We start from the raw sequence: 18454 nt of genomic DNA, 5'->3' as shown, positions 1-18454 counted from the left end.
ACCCCTCTTTTTAAGAAGCTTTTTCCAATATATTTCAACCCTTAATTCGCATTACTAACTACTAACTACTATTTCTGAACCAAGAAAGGAAGAATCGAAGGATAGCCATGAGCGGGTCTAACGACTAAGGCACTAAGTACGAACTTCGACTTAAAACCCTTTCACTCCCCTTTCAAACCCAATATATAACCCAATCAAAGCCGCTTCGAAAGGGCTTTGATTGGGTTATATATTGGGTTTGATATGCGAATGACATATCGTAGGTTCAAAGCAATCACATCGTTAGCTTTGCCAAGAAAGATGAAGTGATTATCCATAATTTTTATTAACTTATTGAAGTAGCAAGTGATTTTGCAGGCGAGGGAATAAAGATGTTTTTGAAAATTTTTAATGAACTCAAATTAGATATAAGTTAATATTCAATAATCGCTTCGCTACTTTGGTTAACAGAATTTAATAATCTATCTATATCATTGATTTTAACCAAGATGTGAAATTAGATAGCATAATTATTACTCTGCTAGCATAGTTTTTAATCAAAAAAACGATATATTAGTCAGACCTAAATTTTGAAGATTATAAACTGTTATTTAATAAAAGAGAACAAGATATGAACAAGTTCAATAGATTATTCGATATCATTATAAATTATAAGACGGAGTATGCCAAGGACATTATGGTTGCTGGTCGTGCGGGAGATAAATGGCGTACCTTTTCTACGGCGGAATTCGTCTATATAGTTAATAATTTAAGCAAGGGTCTGATTGCACGCGGCATCAAGAAAGGCGATCGCGTGGCTATCATGTCGGGAAACCGTCCGGAATGGAACTTTGTTGACTTCGCATGTAACCAATTGGGCGTTGCAACGGTACCATTATATCCTACCCTATCCAATCAGGATTTGATATACATCATCAATGATGCCGACGTAAAAATGGTGTTCGTTAGTAACGAAGACCTAGCTGCAAAAGCAGACTTGGCGATGAAAGAGAATAACATCAATATAGAAACCTATACCTTCGATAAGTTGGAGGGCCGGAAATATTATATGGAGGTCGCGGACTTAGGAAAGGCGAATGATGTAGACTTAACGTCTTACAACGATGCTGTTGAGGCGGAAGATTTATTGACATTGATCTACACATCCGGGACTACAGGGAAGCCTAAGGGAGTTTACCTTTCGCATGAGAATCTGTTGAGCAACGTACAAGCGTGTAATCACCTGATTACCACCGAATATAAGAAAGCTTTAAGTTTCTTGCCGCTCTGTCACATCTTTGAGCGCATGGTTGTTTATATGTATTTCTCTCGTGGTGTGCAGATTTACTACGCTGAAAATCTAGATAATATCGTCGTCGATATCAATGATGTAAAACCTGATCTATTTACCACTGTACCGCGTGTACTTGAAAAAGTATATGATAAGGTTGTTGCAAAGGGCAAGGATCTGACGGGGATTAAGAAATCGCTTTTCTTCTGGGCATTGGATTTAGGGCTGAAATATCAGGAGCCGAAATCGAACTCTGCTTTTTACAATTTTAAACTGGGTATCGCGCGCAAATTAATCTTCTCGAAATGGAAAGAGGCTTTGGGTGGCAACATCAAGATTATCATTTCCGGTGGAGCGGCACTACAGGAGCGTTTAGCACGTGTATTTTGGGCAGCAGGAATTAAAGTTCTGGAAGGCTATGGTCTTACGGAGACTTCTCCTGTTATCGCTGTTAATTCCTGGGATGAAAATGACGTAAAGTTCGGTACGGTAGGTCGCGTATTGAAAAACTTGGAAGTAAAAATTGCTGAAGACGGCGAGATCATGGTTAAAGGTCCTAGCATTACGAAAGGATACTATAAAAACGAGGAAGCGACAAAAGAGGCCTTCGATGGCAATGGGTATTTTCATACCGGCGATATTGGCGAGCTAACTCCGGACGGATTCTTACGGATTACGGATCGGAAGAAAGAAATGTTCAAAACTGCTGGCGGTAAATACGTCGCGCCGCAGGTGTTGGAAAACAAATTGATGGAGTCGACTTTGATTGCGCAAGTGATGGTTATAGGTGAGAATCAACGTTTCCCTGCGGCATTAATCGTTCCTGCATTTGAAGAATTAGAAAAATATTGCAAGCACAAAGGGATCCCGTATAGCTCTAGAGAAGAAGCGATTAAGCAAGGTGAAGTTTTAACAAAATATGAGCATATAATTTCGCAAGCAATGGCTAACTTTGGGCATTGGGAGCAAGTGAAGAAATTTAAATTGCTTTCAAAGGAATGGACCATCGACAACGGAGAGCTAACGCCGAAGTTGAGCCTTAAGCGCAAGGTTATTCTACAGAAAAACGAAGAACTAATCAAAGATATTTATAAGGAATAAGAACTGCCTATGATAATTACTATTTGGACCAAACTAAAAGAATTTTGGGGGCTATTAATCAATGCTGTAAATGGTTTTATCGAGGACAATTGTATGAAGCTTAGTGCTTCATTAGCTTATTATACTGTATTTTCTATAGGTCCACTGTTATTGATATTAACGTGGACCTTAGGTTTTTTTTATGGGGAGCATTTGGATGGCACTAGCGGTGCCCGCGAACAGGTTATGGACGAGCTGAGCGAGCTCTTCGGACGGGAAATTGCGTCAACCTTGGAATCCACGGTGTCAAAGATTTCCTTAGATAGCAAATCCAACATCGGGATCATCATCGGTTCGGCTACCTTAATGTTCACTTCAACGACCATCTTTGTTGATATTCAAAACTCCATTAATACGATCTGGAAAGTAAAACCAAAGCCGAAGAAAGGCTGGCTAAAACTGATCATCAACCGTTTGATTTCCTTCTCTATGATATTAGGGCTAGTATTCCTATTGATGGCATCCTTAATTGTGAGTAGTTTGATTGGGATTATGACTGATTACTTCAATCAATTTATACAACATTGGGATATCAGCCTGATCGACATGGTGAATACGACTATTACTTTCTTGGTCATCACTACCCTCTTTGGTACTATCTATGCCTTTCTTCCGGATGCGAAGGTTCGCTTTAAGGATATCTTAGGTGGAGCGCTGTTTACCTCTTTCCTATTTATGCTCGGCAAGTATGGTATTTCGGTTTATTTAAGTCAGAACATGACAGCTTCGTCCTACGGCGCCGCAGGGTCAATCATTATCTTATTGGCATGGGTTTATTACTCTTCGGCAATTCTATACTTTGGAGCAGAGTTTACTAAGGAATATGCCGTAAAATATGGGAAGGGTATCCAACCTTCTTCATTTGCGGTACTCGTGAAGCAGACTGAATTAGAGATCGACCCCGAAACCGGTATTCGCGAAGTAGTTAAAAAACATAATGACCCTGTGCAATAGTGGAAGAAAAAGATAGTATTAAATACATGCTTTTAGCAGGGCTATTTTTTGCGCTGATGAATGTATGTGTGAAGTATGTGTCTCATATTCCAACGGTCGAAGTTGTTTTCTTTCGATCCATCTTTAGCCTAGTCGCGTCGTACATTATTCTTAAGCGCGATCATATCCCTGTATTTGGGAACAACAAACCGCTGTTGATTTTGCGTGGTGTAGCTGGTTGTATTGGTTTGGTTGGTTCCTTTTATACCTTGCAGCATATTCCGCTCGCCTCCGCAGTGACAATAAATTACCTCTCTCCTTTCTTTACGGCTATATTGGGAATCTTTATCGTAAAGCAACCCGTCAAGCCTATCCGCTATCTTTATTTCGCATTGGCAATTGCCGGAGTCATCATGTTGAAAGGCTTCGACCCGAGGATCTCTACTTTAGACCTGATCATCGGGTTAACAGCGGCATTGTTTGCCGGCCTTGCATACAATATCATCTCCAAACTGAAGACCTCCGAGCATCCCTTGGTGATCATCTTTTATTTTCCACTTATCACCCTCCCCTTCGTCGGTGTCTATACGCTCATGCATTGGGAAAATCCTCAAGGATGGGATTGGGCAATATTGTTGCTGATCGGAATCTTTACGCAAATAGCGCAGTATTATATGACACTGTCCTATCAGCGCGCTAATCTTGCCAAAGTAGCCAGCTTAAACTATTTAGGTGTAATCTATGCGTTAGTATTTGGATATTTTCTGTTCCAGGAAACATTTAGTGAGTATGCTCTTTTGGGTATCGCGGTAATCCTTGCAGCGGTAATATTAAATATTAGAAAGTAGCGCATATAACGAATAGGATAACGCTAAAAAATCTTATCAACATATCGCTATAGAATGCAAAAAGGTCCGAAGTAGCCTTCGAACCTTTTATGCAATGTCTAATATCTAATATATGATATCTTATATCTAATCCTATTTAACATTGTAATAGTAAACCTTTCGGCCCACATTACCTTGTATATCGTTTCCTTCGACAACCACCTTGTACTTACCAGTACCATCAGCATTGAAGAATTCCAGGTCTATTTCTCCATTCTTTTCTACTCTGATTTCAGGATTCCAGTAAACGGTTGTTCTGTAATCGTTGGTATTCTTGCTCTCCGGTGTAGCATATTTCGGCGTGTAGAAAGCGCGTTGTTTCACGTATCCCAATGGATGTAATTCTACGACATTGGACTTCGGAAGCATGGCTTCAATCTGCGCTGCTGTCATACGAGGCTGCTTCTTCTCCTTCTTCGTGATGATAGACACAACACCATCGTTTTGGTAGATGTTGCGAACAGTTCCTAAATCATCTCGCAAGAAGATCTCAATGCCTTCGATTTCAGGTATAGTTATGGAGTTTAAAGATGGTTCATCAATCGGCATCCCGTTCAAGAAGAACTGCACCGGAACGCGGCTTCCTTGGTTGTAGTTACGTGTGACATAGTATTTCAAGGTATTGACATCATACGTAATACCCGTAAGCAAAGTATTTAAACACATGCTCAATACGTTACATCCCTGTAATCGACTACCTTCGATTCGGTGATCTGGCATAGATAATCCGGATAGCGCAGAGAAATCTTTACTCGATTGCTTCTTCTCTTGCGTCGCTGTCACGACTACCTCATCAATCAAGATGGAAGTACGGAATTCCTTTTTACTGTTATCTAAATATGCAGACATATTCTGGTCGATGTTCTGGATACCTGCACTGAAGTATGGACTATTCTGATCAACTTCTGGATAGAATGTCTGATCCATATTAATAACAAGGTTACGGAAATTGTCGTTTCCTCTAGCGTTGATGGTTGCTTTCAACGAATCTTGGAATACAAGATTCTCAAACTTGAACACACCGTTCTTATCAGTGTAAGTGTCTTTCTTAACGGCCGCGCCTGGAATTGTCAACAATAAACCTCCATTCGGCTGCGGACGACCAGTGTTTAAGCGTAATATACCGCTCAAAGTAATACCCTGCTCAGGCATAAAACGTACCTGAGGAAGCTTTCCTTGCACCAATTCTTTATAATCAAAACGTCTGAAACCTTGTGTCATCATCAATGCATCCAAAGCTTCTAAACGATTGGTATTCTTCTCATTGAAATAGTAATTCGGTTTCTCCACATAGCCTTTTAGATCGGACGTAAGCAACATACTGCTAACGATCGTTCTATCATTGTCATCATTAAACGGCACCTTCGATTCATCGATTACAGAGACAGAATAGTTTCCGATTAAGCTATCAACTGGACTATTCACATTTAGCTTCATTTTCACTAAGTCTTTACGAGCGTAACTATCCTTATCGGTTTTTACTTGTATATCGATTAGTTTTTGCGGCTGTATAAATACAAGGCGTTCCGAAAGCGGCTCTCCATCTGGTGAAAGTAGGGTTATCTGGACAATCCCGTTCGGAAGTTCCTTGATAGGAATACGAATTGATACCGCCGCACTCTTCATCGAAGCTTGGGCAGCATATACTAAATGACCGTTCAGCTGCCCGAAAACATAGAATGGTTTGTTCTGAACGGCTTGGAAATGGCTATCATTCGTAACAATGCCTAGGTTGATAAACTCGCCTTCTTGTTTTGCAAATACGACGTTGACTTTATTATCTACAACGGCTGGTAAGTCGAATGTTTTTTGTTCTCCATTCTCAAAAGTTACCATAGCTTTGTAACTCTCTCCACTAACAGGTACAAGATTAAAAGATCCCATTCCTAGTCCAAGGTCCTCAAAACTTGCAACTTCTTGCTTTTTGCTATCGATAATCTTACCTTTTACTTTTAGACCGAGACCAGTCGAACTGACTGCTTTGAAAGCTACTTTCTTTGAGATACCCGATATTAAATCACCTCCTTCCGGAAAGAATTGCACATCGGCCTCCCATATGGCGTTACGTAATGGATATTGTCCGACTAAGGTCTCCCCATCTTCAAGTTTGACAACTAAGCGTCCGTTCTTAAATTTCTCTTTCTCTTTGTTAGATAAACTGACAACGACACGACCTAGAGCATCAGTTTCGCCTTTGCCTTTATCAAAAGGATCCCAACCATCGTTGGCTTCCCAACTTAGCTTTTTACGACTTAATAGCTGTCCTTGTCGATCACGGAATTGCAGAATCGCTTTGGTTTTATTGCCATCTGGTTCAAAGCTTACGTCTGATCCTAATTTCTTATTAATTGCATCTCCGATTGGAATTACCTTATTATAAAAGTATCCCATATCAAAGTTCATCATCCATTTGGTGTAAGCGCGGACCCTATAGTTGTCCTGCGACCAGAACTGCGGGTCTAATACTAATTGACCTTTTCCAGCACCATCCTTCAGTGGCACACGAAGAGTTTGCATTAAGGAATCACGACTATTAAGAATCTCTATATAAGCGACCTTACTCGGGTCGTAATTAAATAGGTTAGTATTCAAATAGGTTTTGAACCATAGCGTATCCCCTACTGCGTAATAAGGTTTGTCGAAATGTAAGTGAATTTTTTCTACTGGATAGACTGTAAAGAACTTTTGCACATTCTCCACCGCAGTATTTATCGGGATGGCGGGTTTTTCTTGGGCTTTCGAGAAATTGGAGACAGCTAAAAGTATTAGAATTGTGAAAAGTATGCGATTTATTTTGCTCATCGATTCTTCAGTTTTTCAAAAAGCTAAATATATCTAATTTTTGGAGAAGAACGCCATGAATCACGAAATTTAACAATGCTTAAGCTATAATAAAGGGGCAAGCAAGCGGCATAGTGAGTCTATTCCACGTTTCCAAGCCTTTCTTCTTTTCCAATCTTTTAGGGTCACAACGGAACATTCTTTCTTATCTATTTCAAACTGTTCGTCCATTTGGGCGCAGAAGGCCTTATTAGAAATTACGGTCGCTACCTCATAATTGATGTAGAAACTACGGAAATCTAAGTTCACAGTCCCCACATAAGCTATCTTGCCGTCGATTACTGCTGTCTTAGCATGTAAGAATCCCTTCTCATAAAGATATACCTTGACTCCACGTTCAAGTAAAGGTTTCAAGAATGAAAAAGATGCATGTTGCACAATCCAAGAGTCGCCGGTTGATGGGATCATCAATTCCACATCAACACCCGCTCCAGCGGCAGTCTTCAACGCGGTAGCTAACTCCTCTGAAGGAATAAAATAGGGAGTACATAACTTGATGCTTTCATTGGCTTCGCCGATACTTAACAACAGCGCCTCCATATTAAAAGGCCCTAACGATCCGGGGTCGCTTGATACCAATGCAACAGCACTCAGTTGCTCGGCAACTACAGGCATATCCCGCAGGTAGCCATCTTGTAAATCGAAAGGATCTCCGTCGGTTTGATTCCACGAATTCCAAAAACTGATTTGGAACATTGTTCCGGCATTCCCCACTACTTTAACGGAAGTATCTCGCCAGTAAAGTCCAAACCCATTTGGATTAATATAGCGGTCCGAAATGTTGATTCCACCGATATATGCAATGTAACCATCAATCACAGCAATCTTACGGTGATTACGGTAATTACTATTGGCTAAGGAAGTAAATGTCACAGGTAGAAATGCTTGGAATTCAATATTCGTTTTACCTCGCATCTTACGCATGTGACGTACTAATTGCGGCGACCCGAAACTATCGACAATCAAACGCACCTTCAATCCGGCTGTAGCCTTTTGTTCGAGGATATTCAGCACTTTTGTTCCTATATCATCGAGGTCGAAGATGTAATATTCCATATGGATGGAATGTGTTGCACTTTCTAATGATTCTAAGAAATATTTAAATTTCTCTTCCCCATTGACCAACAGCGTCACCTCATTATTCAGCGTAGGTGATGAAAGGCGTTCATTTTTTAAATAAGAATAAACACGAGCAAAATCCCCAATCTTATTATGGATATTCTGTATAGACCAAGCCATCAATGGCTCTAATCGCTTAAACTCTTTCTTCAGCCGGAGCGACTGCTCCTGATTGATACGCTTAAGTTTCTTGACTTTAGAAAACTTTTGTCCGAATAAATAATAAAGAATAACCCCGACAAGAGGAAGGAAGACAATTACCATGACCCAAGAGATAGTCTTGGTTGGGTTTCTATTCTCGATAAGAATCGTGATGATAACGCCTAGGTAAATAATCGAAGAGGGAATCCATCCCCATTGTTCAAAAAACTGTATTATAGGCTGTAAATATTCAGTCATATCGATAGAAAAAGTACTGTAAAAGATGTCCTCTCTATACAACCATACTTCTAACCAAAAGTTTGAGGAACAAGAGCAAGATAGAAAAGAAATAGCAATAGCGGAAATATACGCTAGGTATATACTCTTTTAAACAGTAAAGAAGTAGGAAAGCAGTATAGATTATGCGCAATTCATTGCGCCGTCGACATGCAATAATGGCGATAAATAGGGAATATCTAGATTTGCACCACGTAGGATAAACCAGACCCCCATCAGGATAAAGAGTATGGGTAACACAGTAGTGAATCCCTTTTTGAAGATCTTTCTTGTAAAATTGCCAACGAAAGAGAATAGTAATAATAAAGGTAATGTCCCTAATCCGAACAGCACCATAAACATAAAGCTGTTTTCAAGAGAACTCGCATTCACGGCAGATGCCAAAGCCATATACACCATCCCGCAGGGCAAGACTCCATTGAGAACGCCTGCAACAAAACTGCCGCCAGGACGGTAGAGCCATTTCCCCATAAACTTAGCAAAAGGCTGAATTGCTTTGGTTTGAAAGCTTGCCAATTGCTTGGAACTTTTTCCAAAAATGTAGAACAAGCCCAATGCAGTTAATATAATACCAGTAACCAGACTAAATATCTGCTGCCAACCCTGTATCGCTGCAGCATTCCCCAATAAACCTAAAATTAAGCCCAACATTCCATAAGTCAGAATGCGGCCAAGCTGGTAAATCAGCTTATTGAAGGTTGTTTTCCAGGAAATTTGATGCCCACCTTGAATTGCAATCAGTAGAGGACCGCACATAACTGCGCAGTGAATACTGCCCAAAAGGCCCATAAAGAATGCAAGATAATGGTAAGTCATTTGTTAATAGTAAACGTGTTGATCGACTAAATAGCTATCAGCACCACTTTTCCAATCGATTTCCAAATTCCAGTTACCTTTCTTAAAGGTACTCAATGGTAATTTGAATAGGTCGGTCGTTGTCGCGAAGGGGAGCGAAACATCCAGCTTATTATCATCAGGACGCTTAAAATGAAGCTGCCCCTTATTATCCGCCGATATGAATTTGATCAGCAATGTATCCTGACTAATCCGTATCGTCGGTTTTGCGTGATTATTATTCAAGTTCTCTTTCTTACGATATGTTTCATCGTAATTCAGACTGCGTTCGTAATAATCATCATCTTCCAGCGTATCTGTATCGTTTGAAACCATATAGATGGCTAAGCCCACGATGAAGAGCACAAATGCCCCTAATCCAAATACAATTTTATATCCCCAGTTCATTCCTTTGTTTGTAAGTGTGTGTTTTCAACAGCCTCCAAGTATTCTCATTCTTGCGGATGCTACTGGAAACATGAAAGTTTTATTTCGCTGGCGGAGCAATAAAGGTTGTCTTCATTGTTTCAATCACTTCACCGTCTGCCACAACATTCAATTTAATATTTGTTTTGTATTCCTTGATATTCGATTTCTTCGCAATCAAGAACAAGCTTAACTTAGCATTGCCTTCGCGCGGTAGATGCGAAATCGGGTTTACGATTTGAATCTCTACGTCCTTATCTTCGCTTACCAGCTCGTAATCAATATCCCTCGTGGTTTTATTGATTAACTCTAAAGAATATAGATTCGTTACTGTTCCATCATCACGGAACTGATAGGTACTTCCTTTTGCTCTCAATAATCGACCGTCGACATCGGTACGGCTAAAGATCATCGCAGTAAAGATACCCATTAATACGAGCAAAATACATGAATATACAATTGCTCTGGTATTTCTCTTTTTACCATCTTGCACCGTTGCTTTACCATCCGCTTCTGCCTGCGTATAGAAACCAATCAGACGTTTAGGCTTATGGATCTTATCCATAACAGCATCACAAGCGTCGATACAAGCAGTACAAGAAACACATTCCAACTGCGTTCCCTTGCGGATATCAATACCGGTAGGACAAACATGTACACATAGGTTACAGTCAATACAATCTCCAGTAACCACATCGCTGTTCTTGCGAATCTTACCTCTAGGCTCCCCTCTTGCTACATTATAAGCTACAGTAACTGAGTTTTCGTCTAATAGCACACCTTGCAAACGTCCGTAAGGACAAATACGTGTACAAACGATCTCGCGAACATAAGCGAATACAAAGTAAAAGACAAAGGTAAAGGCCCAAATGGATATAAAACCAGCGATATGTTGATCAACAGGATCTGTAATAATCTTGAACAACGCGTCCACACCTATTATATATGCCAAGAATAAGTTGGCGATAATGAAGGAGACCGTTATAAAGACGGCATGCTTCAATATCTTCCGCCATGCTTTTGCATCCGTATCTGGCCCTTCGTTTCTTTTCTTCTGCTGATTCCAATCGCCTTCGATAAAGTATTCGATCCTACGGAATATGAGTTCCATAAAGATCGTTTGAGGACAGGTCCAGCCACACCAAACGCGACCATATACTGCAGTAAACAACACAATACAGACCATAATGATCAACATCCCGAAAAGGAAGATGTGCATATCCTGCGGCAAGAAAATATTCCCAAAGATGGAGAATTTACGTTCTACGATGTTAAACATCAAGAACGGATTTCCATTTATCTTGATAAATGGAGCTGCAAAAAGAAACAGCAGCAAAGAGTAACCAACAACCTGTCGATAATTATAAAGCTTCCCGGCAGGCTTCTTAGCATAAACCCACTTTCTTTTAGATTTTTCTGGTTGGTTAGTATTCTCATTCCCCTTTGCTGCTATTTCCATGGTATTGTATTATTTAATTTAATTAGTTGCTGTTGCAGTGCTGTCTGTTGCTGCTGCAGGTTCAGCTGCTCCGCCTTCTGCTTGGTAGCTTGCTACTTCAACACCCTCGGCTGCTTTTGGATTCGCAGGTTTGGTATCACGCAATGTGACGATGTAGTTACTTACCTCAGCAATCTGTGCTGGAGTTAATGTTTGTTCCCAAGGAACCATCCCTTTATCTGGCACACCGTATTTTACAGTTTTGAAGATGTCTTTAATCTCTCCACCGTGTATCCAGAATCTATCGGTTAGGTTTGGACCGATTGTTCCTTCACCCGCTTGTCCGTGACATGCTTGACAATTTGCTACAAATATCGCCTTACCGTTCGCTGCTAACGTACCGGTAGCATCAATCTCTACGGTGTTCTCATCAAATGCATTTGCTGATTTGGATAAAAATTCGGCCTTCTCAATCTCTGCCTGTGCCATCTCACGTTCGTATTCCTGATCTTGGTTCAGTCCACCAAATACGTGGTAGATCAAAATATAAACTACCGCGAATACAACTGTAGAGTAAAATAACGCGTTGAACCATAATGGAATAGGATTATTCAACTCAGCAATACCATCGTACTCGTGATCTTCGATCTTCAAAGACTCTTCTTGTTCGATAGGTTTTAAACCGATGAAGTGATTCCATCTTCTAGCCCAAGCTGATTGGCTTGAAGCTTTTCGCTCTGCTTTTAGGCGAGCTTCTTCTTGTACAACATCTGGCATCGTCACTTTCAACATCGTGCGCAGGGCCTTGTTGATCGTAATGGCTGCAAATAAAACCGCGATCAATACGATGAATACGACGATATAGAAAATATCATTATATAAATTTCCCGTTCCAAACGTCTGTGGTGCTGCTGCTGCAACTTCTGTAGCAACAGTGTCTTGTAATATCATAGAAATCATAGGTCTTGTCTATTCGGGTAATTTGTCTAATTCGCGCTCAGTATCCTCCAATGGCAATTCCTTCATATAGTCCACAAAGTTTTTCTTCATGGTGAATAACATGACACTCACTAGGATAAAAAAGCTAAGGAAGATACATAAGGAGACGATCAAGTAAATCTCGTCCCCGTGTAAATTTGTTATCTGCTTAAACATAATCTTTCTTTTTCTATGTTAGCTATTAGTTATTGTTATCTATCGTTGCAGCTTCGTTATCAGCTTTTGGTGCAGATTTAATATCGGTACCTAAGCGCTGTAAGTAAGCAATCATCGCAACGATCTCTTTGTTCGGTTCTACTTCCACTTGGTTGGCAGCTAGATCTTTCACAATTTCTAGTGCTTGTTTTTCCGAATCTTCAACCGCGTTATTAATCTCTGCATCCGTGTATGGAACGCCTAGATTACGCATCACTTTCATCTTACCAGTTAAGTATTTAGTTTCGATATCTTGGCTAATTAACCATGGATACTGAGGCATGATACTACCTGGTGAAGTGATTGTTGGATCTAACATGTGGTCATAGTGCCATTTGTGAGGATATTTACCACCGATACGGTGCAAATCTGGTCCTGTACGTTTTGATCCCCATAAGAATGGACGGTCATAAACGAACTCACCGGCTTTACTATATTCACCGTAACGTGCTGTTTCCGAACGGAATGGACGAATAGTTTGCGAGTGACAGTTCACACAACCCTCGCGGATATATAAGTCGCGACCTTGTAATTCTAATGCTGTATATGGTTTTACAGAACTGATTTTTGGAACGTTGCTACTTACTGTAAACGTTGGAATCATTTCCACGATACCACCAATCAAGATTGCGATCAAAGCCATCACTAAGAATAATAGTGGCTTGCGCTCTAAACGACGGTGTTGTGAACGTTCTGTTGTATGTACTGGCTCTAAAGCTGGTGCTTCAGCAGCTTCGTTTGCTACTAGTTTACCTTGTTTTACAGTTTTGATTAAGTTGTAGGTCATTAATATAACCCCTACTAAATACATCGCTCCACCTGCTGCACGCATCATGTGCATTGGTAAAATCTCTAAAGTAGTCGCTAAGAAGTTAGGGTATTTCAATACACCCTCTGGAGTAAAGTCTTTCCACATTAAACCTTGAACTACAGCCGCCCAGTACATCGGGATTGCGTAGAATAAGATACCTAATGTACCGATCCAGAAGTGCGTATTCGCCAATTTCTTAGAGTAAAGGTTTGTTCTATAAATTCTTGGGAACAACCAGTAAAGGATTGCGAAAGTCATGAAACCGTTCCATCCTAATGCACCAATATGTACGTGTGCTGGAATCCAGTCAGTAAAGTGCGCAATAGCATTTACTTGTTTTAATGATAATAATGGTCCTTCTAATGTCGCCATACCGTAACATGTCAATGCTACGACCATGAATTTCAACATTGGCTCAGTACGTACCTTATCCCAAGCACCACGCAAGGTCAATAGACCGTTGATCATACCTCCCCAACTTGGTGCGATCAACATGATGGAGAACACAACTCCTAATGACTGAACCCAGCTTGGTAATGATGTATATAATAAGTGGTGTGGTCCGGCCCAAATGTAGATGAAAATTAAGGACCAGAAGTGTAGAATACTTAATTTATAGGAATAAACAGGACGATTAGCCATCTTAGGTAAGAAGTAATACATCATTCCTAAGAAAGGAGTAGTTAGGAAGAACGCAACAGCGTTGTGTCCGTACCACCATTGTACTAAAGCATCTTGAACTCCTGAATACACATAGTAACTTTTCCAGAAACTCACCGGAATCTGAATAGCATTAACAATGTGCAATACAGCAACAGTTACGAAAGTTGCGATATAAAACCAAATAGCCACATACATGTGACGCTCTCTACGTTTGATAATGGTACCAAACATATTGATTCCGAAAACGACCCAAATTACAGCGATAGCGATATCGATTGGTAATTCCAATTCCGCATACTCGTGCGAAGAAGTGATACCTAATGGAAGTGTAATCGCTGCGGCTACAATGATTAATTGCCAACCCCAGAAATGGATCTTACTGAGTAAATCGCTAAACATCCTTGCTTTCAACACGCGTTGCATTGAGTAGTAAGCCCCCATAAAGATGGCATTACCAACAAAGGCAAAAATTACGGCATTGGTGTGCAAAGGTCGGATACGACCGAAAGTAGTAAATTGGGTGCCGAAATTCAGTTCGGGCCATACTAGCTGCAAGGCTATTAATAGACCCACCGTCATTCCGATGATACCCCATGTTACAGTTGCGATTCCAAAATCTCTGACAATCTTGTTGTCATAATTAAATTGCTCTACCTGCATTATTCTATTAAATTAAGTTAACCTGATTCAAAGGTACCGGTAACCACATGACATTCTAATGATAAACCGAAGCACTAAAATGTGATATACATCACATTTTGTCCTTTAACCATAAAATGATGGTAGAAATGGAACATTAGTTAGCCGCTTTAGTCGTTACTCTATATTTTTCAATTGGATAGCTAATGAGACAAGAGTCTCATTTTTATAAAAGGTAACAATAATATTTATCATATGTTTTAGGAAAGGGCATAAAAATCAGGTTGGTATACCCAAAGAATCAAACACCTTATCAGTTAGTAATCAAAGCATAAGAGGCTAAGCAGCGTTCAGTAATATTAAGGCAATACAACAATAGTACCTGATAGGAGACAAAAACCTAATACCGCCTATCTGAAATTTAATCAAACCCCAATCATAACCCTTTCGAAAGGGTTATGATTGGGGTTTGTATTGGGTTTGAAAGGGCTTTGAAAGGGAAGAATGTCGAAGCAGTCACATCACTCGGTTGGTGTAACTCTTAAAGACAGATCCTATAAAATAAAAGAAGCTGCCCTTTTGAGGCAGCTTCTACTAAAATAATATCTGGTATTATATTTTTCCCGACTAACTATTTTCTAAGATAGTTTTCATAGAAATGATTTTATAAACATACGCCGCTGTTTCAGCATTAAGCTTTAGCTCGTAGTAATTATCTTTCTTCTGTCTTCTTAATGAAGCGCGAAGACTACCTCCTCCTACGTTATAGGCAGCAGCAGCTAAAGTCCAATCACCGAATTCTGCATGTAGCGATTTCAGATATTTGGCAGCAGCATGTGTTGATTTAACGAGATCAAGACGTTCATCAACAGTACCATCAACGCGCAATCCGTAAAGTCTTGCCGTTGCTGGCATAAACTGCCAATAACCGCCAGCACCTTTATGCGACGTTGTGGATGGACTTAAACTACTTTCAACAACTGCAATGTACTTGAAGTCTTCGGGTATCCCGTAACTTTTAAGAATCTTTGCGATGCGTGGTAGTAATTTGTCCGCCTTCTTGTGGATTTGATTTGAGGGCTTTTTAATATAGGCAAACTTGCTTAAGTACTTGTCTATTCTTTTTCTGAAAAAGCTCTCCTCGTGGGGGATAGTTTCGTTTGCAAAGGAGATTTGGCTATAAAAATCATCCTTAGAATTCTTTTTTGATAGTTCCTTAGCCGCAATGACTTGGGACATCATAGACTGATCTAGGGCCTTTCTAAAAGGATCAGTCATCGACTCTGGTTGGGGGTTTGAGTATAGTTTTGACAACAACATTACCGTCAAAAGCATACTACAACATAATACTCTTTTTTTTATCATTTATTCCCTTACTGCTACCCTATCCACGATATCAAATCGATCAAAAAATAGCTTGGTTAAAAAAACAGCCTCAAAGATAAGGCAAAACAGAGCTATGCGCCAAATAGTTACAATCGCATAGCACGTTAAGAAAAGTTAAAACCTTGTAAAATCATTGTTTAGACAACTTTAAACGGATTTGTTGAATATTAATAAATTGTAACATTTTTTGAAAAATTTGGATTATAAATTATTTTTATTAAAACTATTTCTGTATCTTATAAGATTTGCCAGCCAAGAATTGTCTTCTCAATCTAACATTAATGCAGCAATAAATATATTGCTTCGCCTGTATCAAAAAATTAACTATCTTTGTGGCTCAATTTTTTTAAAATTATGCCATTTAGCAGCAACAGGAACAGTCGAGAGGACAACTCCAAAAAACCAAGAAGCAACTCAGATAGCTTCCGCGGGGATAAAAGATCATCTTTTAACTCCTCAAGAGATTCTAAATCTGGTAGACCAGACCAGGACCGCAAATTCAACAAATTCGACAAATCAGGATCACGCGATAACAAATTCGAAAGAGGAAATCGCGATGACAAGTTCGATCGCTCGAATAGAGACAACAAATTCGAAAGACCTAACAGAGATAATAAATTCGACCGTCCGAGCAGAGATGGCAATTTCGACAGATCTTCTCGCGACAATAGATATGACCGCCCAAGCAGAGACGGTAATTTCGACAGACCTTCTCGCGACAACAAATTTGACCGCCCAAGTAGAGACGGAAAATTTGAAAGACCGAGCAGAGATAACAAGTTTGATAGACCGGCTAGAGATAATAAATTCGATAGACCTTCTAGAGACAATAAATTTGACAGACCATCTCGTGATGGCAAGTTTAGCAAGCCATCAGGCGACCGTAAATTCGGGAAACCTAGATTTGGCAACGACGATAAAGGCTATGGCGATAGACGCCCATCTAGAAGATTCGAAGATGGTGACCAAAATAGAGACTTCCGCGATCGTAGAGATGACCGCAGAGACGACCGTAACGATGGAAGAGCAAGAAGATCTGCTTCTCCTGACAGAAAATTCCAAGCAGATGCTAACGACGACGGACTAATCCGTTTGAACCGTTACATTGCAAACTCAGGCATTTGTTCTCGTCGTAAAGCTGACGAGTTGATCGAAGCAGGGGTAATCAGCGTGAATGGTGAAGTAGTTACTGAATTGGGCTCAAAAGTTGACCCGGCAAAAGACGAAATCAGATATAACGATGAGCGTTTGAAGCGTGAGAAAATGGTTTATGTACTTTTAAATAAGCCAAAAGATTATATCACGACTACTGATGATCCGCAAGAACGTAAAACGGTAATGCACTTGGTTTCGAAAGCGACAAAAGAGCGTATTTACCCGGTTGGACGTTTAGATAGAAATACAACAGGCTTATTGTTGTTAACTAACGATGGTAATTTGGCTGAGAAACTTTCTCACCCAAGAAACAACATCAGCAAGATCTATCAAGTTGAGTTAAGCAAGAACTTAACACAAGGTGATTTCAACAAAATTCAGTTCGGTATTGAGTTGGAGGATGGATTTATCAAACCAGACGATCTTAGCTTCGTTGTAGGAGCTTCGAAACGTGAGATCGGTATTCAGATCCACAGCGGTAAAAACAGAATCGTACGTCGTATCTTTGAATCATTAGGATACGAGGTCGTAAAGCTTGACCGTGTAGTTTATGCAAACCTAACGAAAAAGGATCTTCCGCGTGGTCGTTGGAGATATCTAGAAGAAAAAGAAGTTGTTCAATTGAAACATTTGATGAAATAAGAAGAAGACGCCAAATGGCGTCTTTTTTATTCCCCACTTTTCGTATTTTTAAAAAAACAAAAAACATTATGACAGATCCAAAGTGTTTAACATCGGTTGCAGAATTTCATAAAACATTTCAACATCCGATTTTAGATTCGCCAACAATCCCTTCAGAAACAAGATGTAAACTACGGGTATCCTTGATAGCAGAGGAATTGAAAGAACTTCAAGAGGCTATTGATGATAAAGATATCGTAGAAATTGCAGATGCTCTAGCTGATATTCAATACGTATTATCGGGCGCAATTTTAGAATTTGGACTTGCTGAAAAGTTTAACGATCTGTTTAATGAAGTGCAGCGCTCGAATATGAGCAAAGCTTGTAAGACGGTAGAGGAAGCTGTAGCAACCCAAGAACACTACCGCGCAAAAGGCGTGGAATCCTATTACAAAGAAATTGACGGCAAGTTCTTAGTATTCCGCGAAGGCGATGACAAGACTTTGAAATCAATTGCATATTCGCCTGCTGATCTAAAGTCTATTATTGAAAGATAAGTAAAATATAGGGTATGATATCGTAATCTTTCGAATGAGTATTACGGATAGAATCATTTATCGACAGCGTGTCGACCTGCATATCATAAAAAAAGAAGAGGA

14 protein-coding genes are annotated in these 18454 nt (G+C 39.9%); 5 read left to right on the top strand and 9 right to left on the bottom strand.

Annotation, left to right across the window (positions count from 1 at the left end; all coding sequences use genetic code 11):
• The first annotated feature begins 610 nt into the window (after window positions 1-610).
• From B2400_RS13000 to B2400_RS12990, 3 genes are read left to right on the top strand one after another with little or no spacing between them, the layout of a single operon-like run.
• Window positions 611-2371, top strand: a complete 1761-nt coding sequence (locus B2400_RS13000) for an AMP-dependent synthetase/ligase (RefSeq protein ID WP_293934017.1) — start codon at window positions 611-613, stop codon at window positions 2369-2371.
• 9 nt (window positions 2372-2380) lie between these two features.
• The gene (locus B2400_RS12995) at window positions 2381-3364 is read left to right on the top strand and encodes a YihY/virulence factor BrkB family protein (RefSeq protein WP_149525261.1); all 984 of its coding nucleotides are present in this window, start codon (window positions 2381-2383) and stop codon (window positions 3362-3364) included.
• Window positions 3364-4191 (top strand): DMT family transporter, encoded by an 828-nt coding sequence (locus B2400_RS12990; protein WP_223110868.1) that lies wholly within the window; start codon window positions 3364-3366, stop codon window positions 4189-4191. Before B2400_RS12995 ends, B2400_RS12990 begins: the two co-directional genes overlap by 1 nt.
• A 132-nt stretch (window positions 4192-4323) precedes the next feature.
• Here the strand turns inward: B2400_RS12990 and B2400_RS12985 are convergent, their stop codons facing one another.
• The 9 genes from B2400_RS12985 to B2400_RS12945 form a co-directional block, all read right to left on the bottom strand.
• Window positions 4324-7032, bottom strand: coding sequence for a carboxypeptidase regulatory-like domain-containing protein (locus B2400_RS12985; RefSeq protein ID WP_293934012.1), 2709 nt, complete (start codon window positions 7030-7032; stop codon window positions 4324-4326).
• 84 nt (window positions 7033-7116) lie between these two features.
• Complete coding sequence (gene cls / locus B2400_RS12980) at window positions 7117-8589, bottom strand: cardiolipin synthase (protein WP_149525259.1); 1473 nt, start codon at window positions 8587-8589, stop codon at window positions 7117-7119.
• Between the two features lie 162 nt (window positions 8590-8751).
• Window positions 8752-9444 (bottom strand): sulfite exporter TauE/SafE family protein, encoded by a 693-nt coding sequence (locus B2400_RS12975; protein WP_293934004.1) that lies wholly within the window; start codon window positions 9442-9444, stop codon window positions 8752-8754.
• Window positions 9445-9447: 3 nt separating this feature from the next.
• Window positions 9448-9870 (bottom strand): FixH family protein, encoded by a 423-nt coding sequence (locus B2400_RS12970; protein WP_149525257.1) that lies wholly within the window; start codon window positions 9868-9870, stop codon window positions 9448-9450.
• Window positions 9871-9949: 79 nt separating this feature from the next.
• Window positions 9950-11347 (bottom strand): cytochrome c oxidase accessory protein CcoG, encoded by a 1398-nt coding sequence (gene ccoG, locus B2400_RS12965; RefSeq protein ID WP_293934000.1) that lies wholly within the window; start codon window positions 11345-11347, stop codon window positions 9950-9952.
• Between the two features lie 18 nt (window positions 11348-11365).
• The gene (locus B2400_RS12960; RefSeq protein ID WP_293933997.1) at window positions 11366-12277 is read right to left on the bottom strand and encodes a cbb3-type cytochrome c oxidase N-terminal domain-containing protein; all 912 of its coding nucleotides are present in this window, start codon (window positions 12275-12277) and stop codon (window positions 11366-11368) included.
• Window positions 12278-12295: 18 nt separating this feature from the next.
• Complete coding sequence (locus B2400_RS12955) at window positions 12296-12481, bottom strand: hypothetical protein (protein WP_149525254.1); 186 nt, start codon at window positions 12479-12481, stop codon at window positions 12296-12298.
• Between the two features lie 25 nt (window positions 12482-12506).
• The gene (gene ccoN / locus B2400_RS12950) at window positions 12507-14654 is read right to left on the bottom strand and encodes a cytochrome-c oxidase, cbb3-type subunit I (RefSeq protein WP_149525253.1); all 2148 of its coding nucleotides are present in this window, start codon (window positions 14652-14654) and stop codon (window positions 12507-12509) included.
• A 606-nt stretch (window positions 14655-15260) separates the two neighbouring features.
• Window positions 15261-15911: a lytic transglycosylase domain-containing protein gene (locus B2400_RS12945; protein ID WP_187773984.1), complete on the bottom strand. Its 651-nt coding sequence runs from the start codon at window positions 15909-15911 to the stop codon at window positions 15261-15263.
• 462 nt (window positions 15912-16373) lie between these two features.
• On the opposite strand from B2400_RS12945, the gene B2400_RS12940 reads away from it, so the two are divergent.
• Together B2400_RS12940 and B2400_RS12935 are read left to right on the top strand one after the other, a co-directional pair.
• Window positions 16374-17816: a pseudouridine synthase gene (locus tag B2400_RS12940; RefSeq protein WP_149525251.1), complete on the top strand. Its 1443-nt coding sequence runs from the start codon at window positions 16374-16376 to the stop codon at window positions 17814-17816.
• A 68-nt stretch (window positions 17817-17884) separates the two neighbouring features.
• Window positions 17885-18352, top strand: coding sequence for a nucleoside triphosphate pyrophosphohydrolase family protein (locus B2400_RS12935; RefSeq protein ID WP_260045423.1), 468 nt, complete (start codon window positions 17885-17887; stop codon window positions 18350-18352).
• The last annotated feature ends 102 nt before the right edge of the window (window positions 18353-18454 follow it).

The sequence above is a fragment of the Sphingobacterium sp. UBA6645 genome, assembly GCF_002455685.1.
GTDB classification, from domain to species: domain Bacteria; phylum Bacteroidota; class Bacteroidia; order Sphingobacteriales; family Sphingobacteriaceae; genus Sphingobacterium; species Sphingobacterium hotanense.
Note: the sequence above shows the minus strand (reverse complement) of the source record. Positions and strands in the feature narration are given on the sequence as shown.

What these genes read in the sequence shown, in the direction of transcription:
- B2400_RS12975 (WP_293934004.1), bottom strand. Translation starts at nt 9,444, where the DNA reads ATGACTTACCATTATCTTGCATTCTTTATGGGCCTTTTGGGCAGTATT.
- ccoG (WP_293934000.1), bottom strand. Translation starts at nt 11,347, where the DNA reads ATGGAAATAGCAGCAAAGGGGAATGAGAATACTAACCAACCAGAAAAA.
- B2400_RS12960 (WP_293933997.1), bottom strand. Translation starts at nt 12,277, where the DNA reads ATGATATTACAAGACACTGTTGCTACAGAAGTTGCAGCAGCAGCACCA.
- cls (WP_149525259.1), bottom strand. Translation starts at nt 8,589, where the DNA reads ATGACTGAATATTTACAGCCTATAATACAGTTTTTTGAACAATGGGGA.
- B2400_RS12985 (WP_293934012.1), bottom strand. Translation starts at nt 7,032, where the DNA reads ATGAGCAAAATAAATCGCATACTTTTCACAATTCTAATACTTTTAGCT.
- B2400_RS13000 (WP_293934017.1), top strand. Translation starts at nt 611, where the DNA reads ATGAACAAGTTCAATAGATTATTCGATATCATTATAAATTATAAGACG.
- B2400_RS12935 (WP_260045423.1), top strand. Translation starts at nt 17,885, where the DNA reads ATGACAGATCCAAAGTGTTTAACATCGGTTGCAGAATTTCATAAAACA.
- B2400_RS12945 (WP_187773984.1), bottom strand. Translation starts at nt 15,911, where the DNA reads ATGACTGATCCTTTTAGAAAGGCCCTAGATCAGTCTATGATGTCCCAA.
- B2400_RS12940 (WP_149525251.1), top strand. Translation starts at nt 16,374, where the DNA reads ATGCCATTTAGCAGCAACAGGAACAGTCGAGAGGACAACTCCAAAAAA.
- B2400_RS12955 (WP_149525254.1), bottom strand. Translation starts at nt 12,481, where the DNA reads ATGTTTAAGCAGATAACAAATTTACACGGGGACGAGATTTACTTGATC.
- B2400_RS12970 (WP_149525257.1), bottom strand. Translation starts at nt 9,870, where the DNA reads ATGAACTGGGGATATAAAATTGTATTTGGATTAGGGGCATTTGTGCTC.
- B2400_RS12995 (WP_149525261.1), top strand. Translation starts at nt 2,381, where the DNA reads ATGATAATTACTATTTGGACCAAACTAAAAGAATTTTGGGGGCTATTA.
- ccoN (WP_149525253.1), bottom strand. Translation starts at nt 14,654, where the DNA reads ATGCAGGTAGAGCAATTTAATTATGACAACAAGATTGTCAGAGATTTT.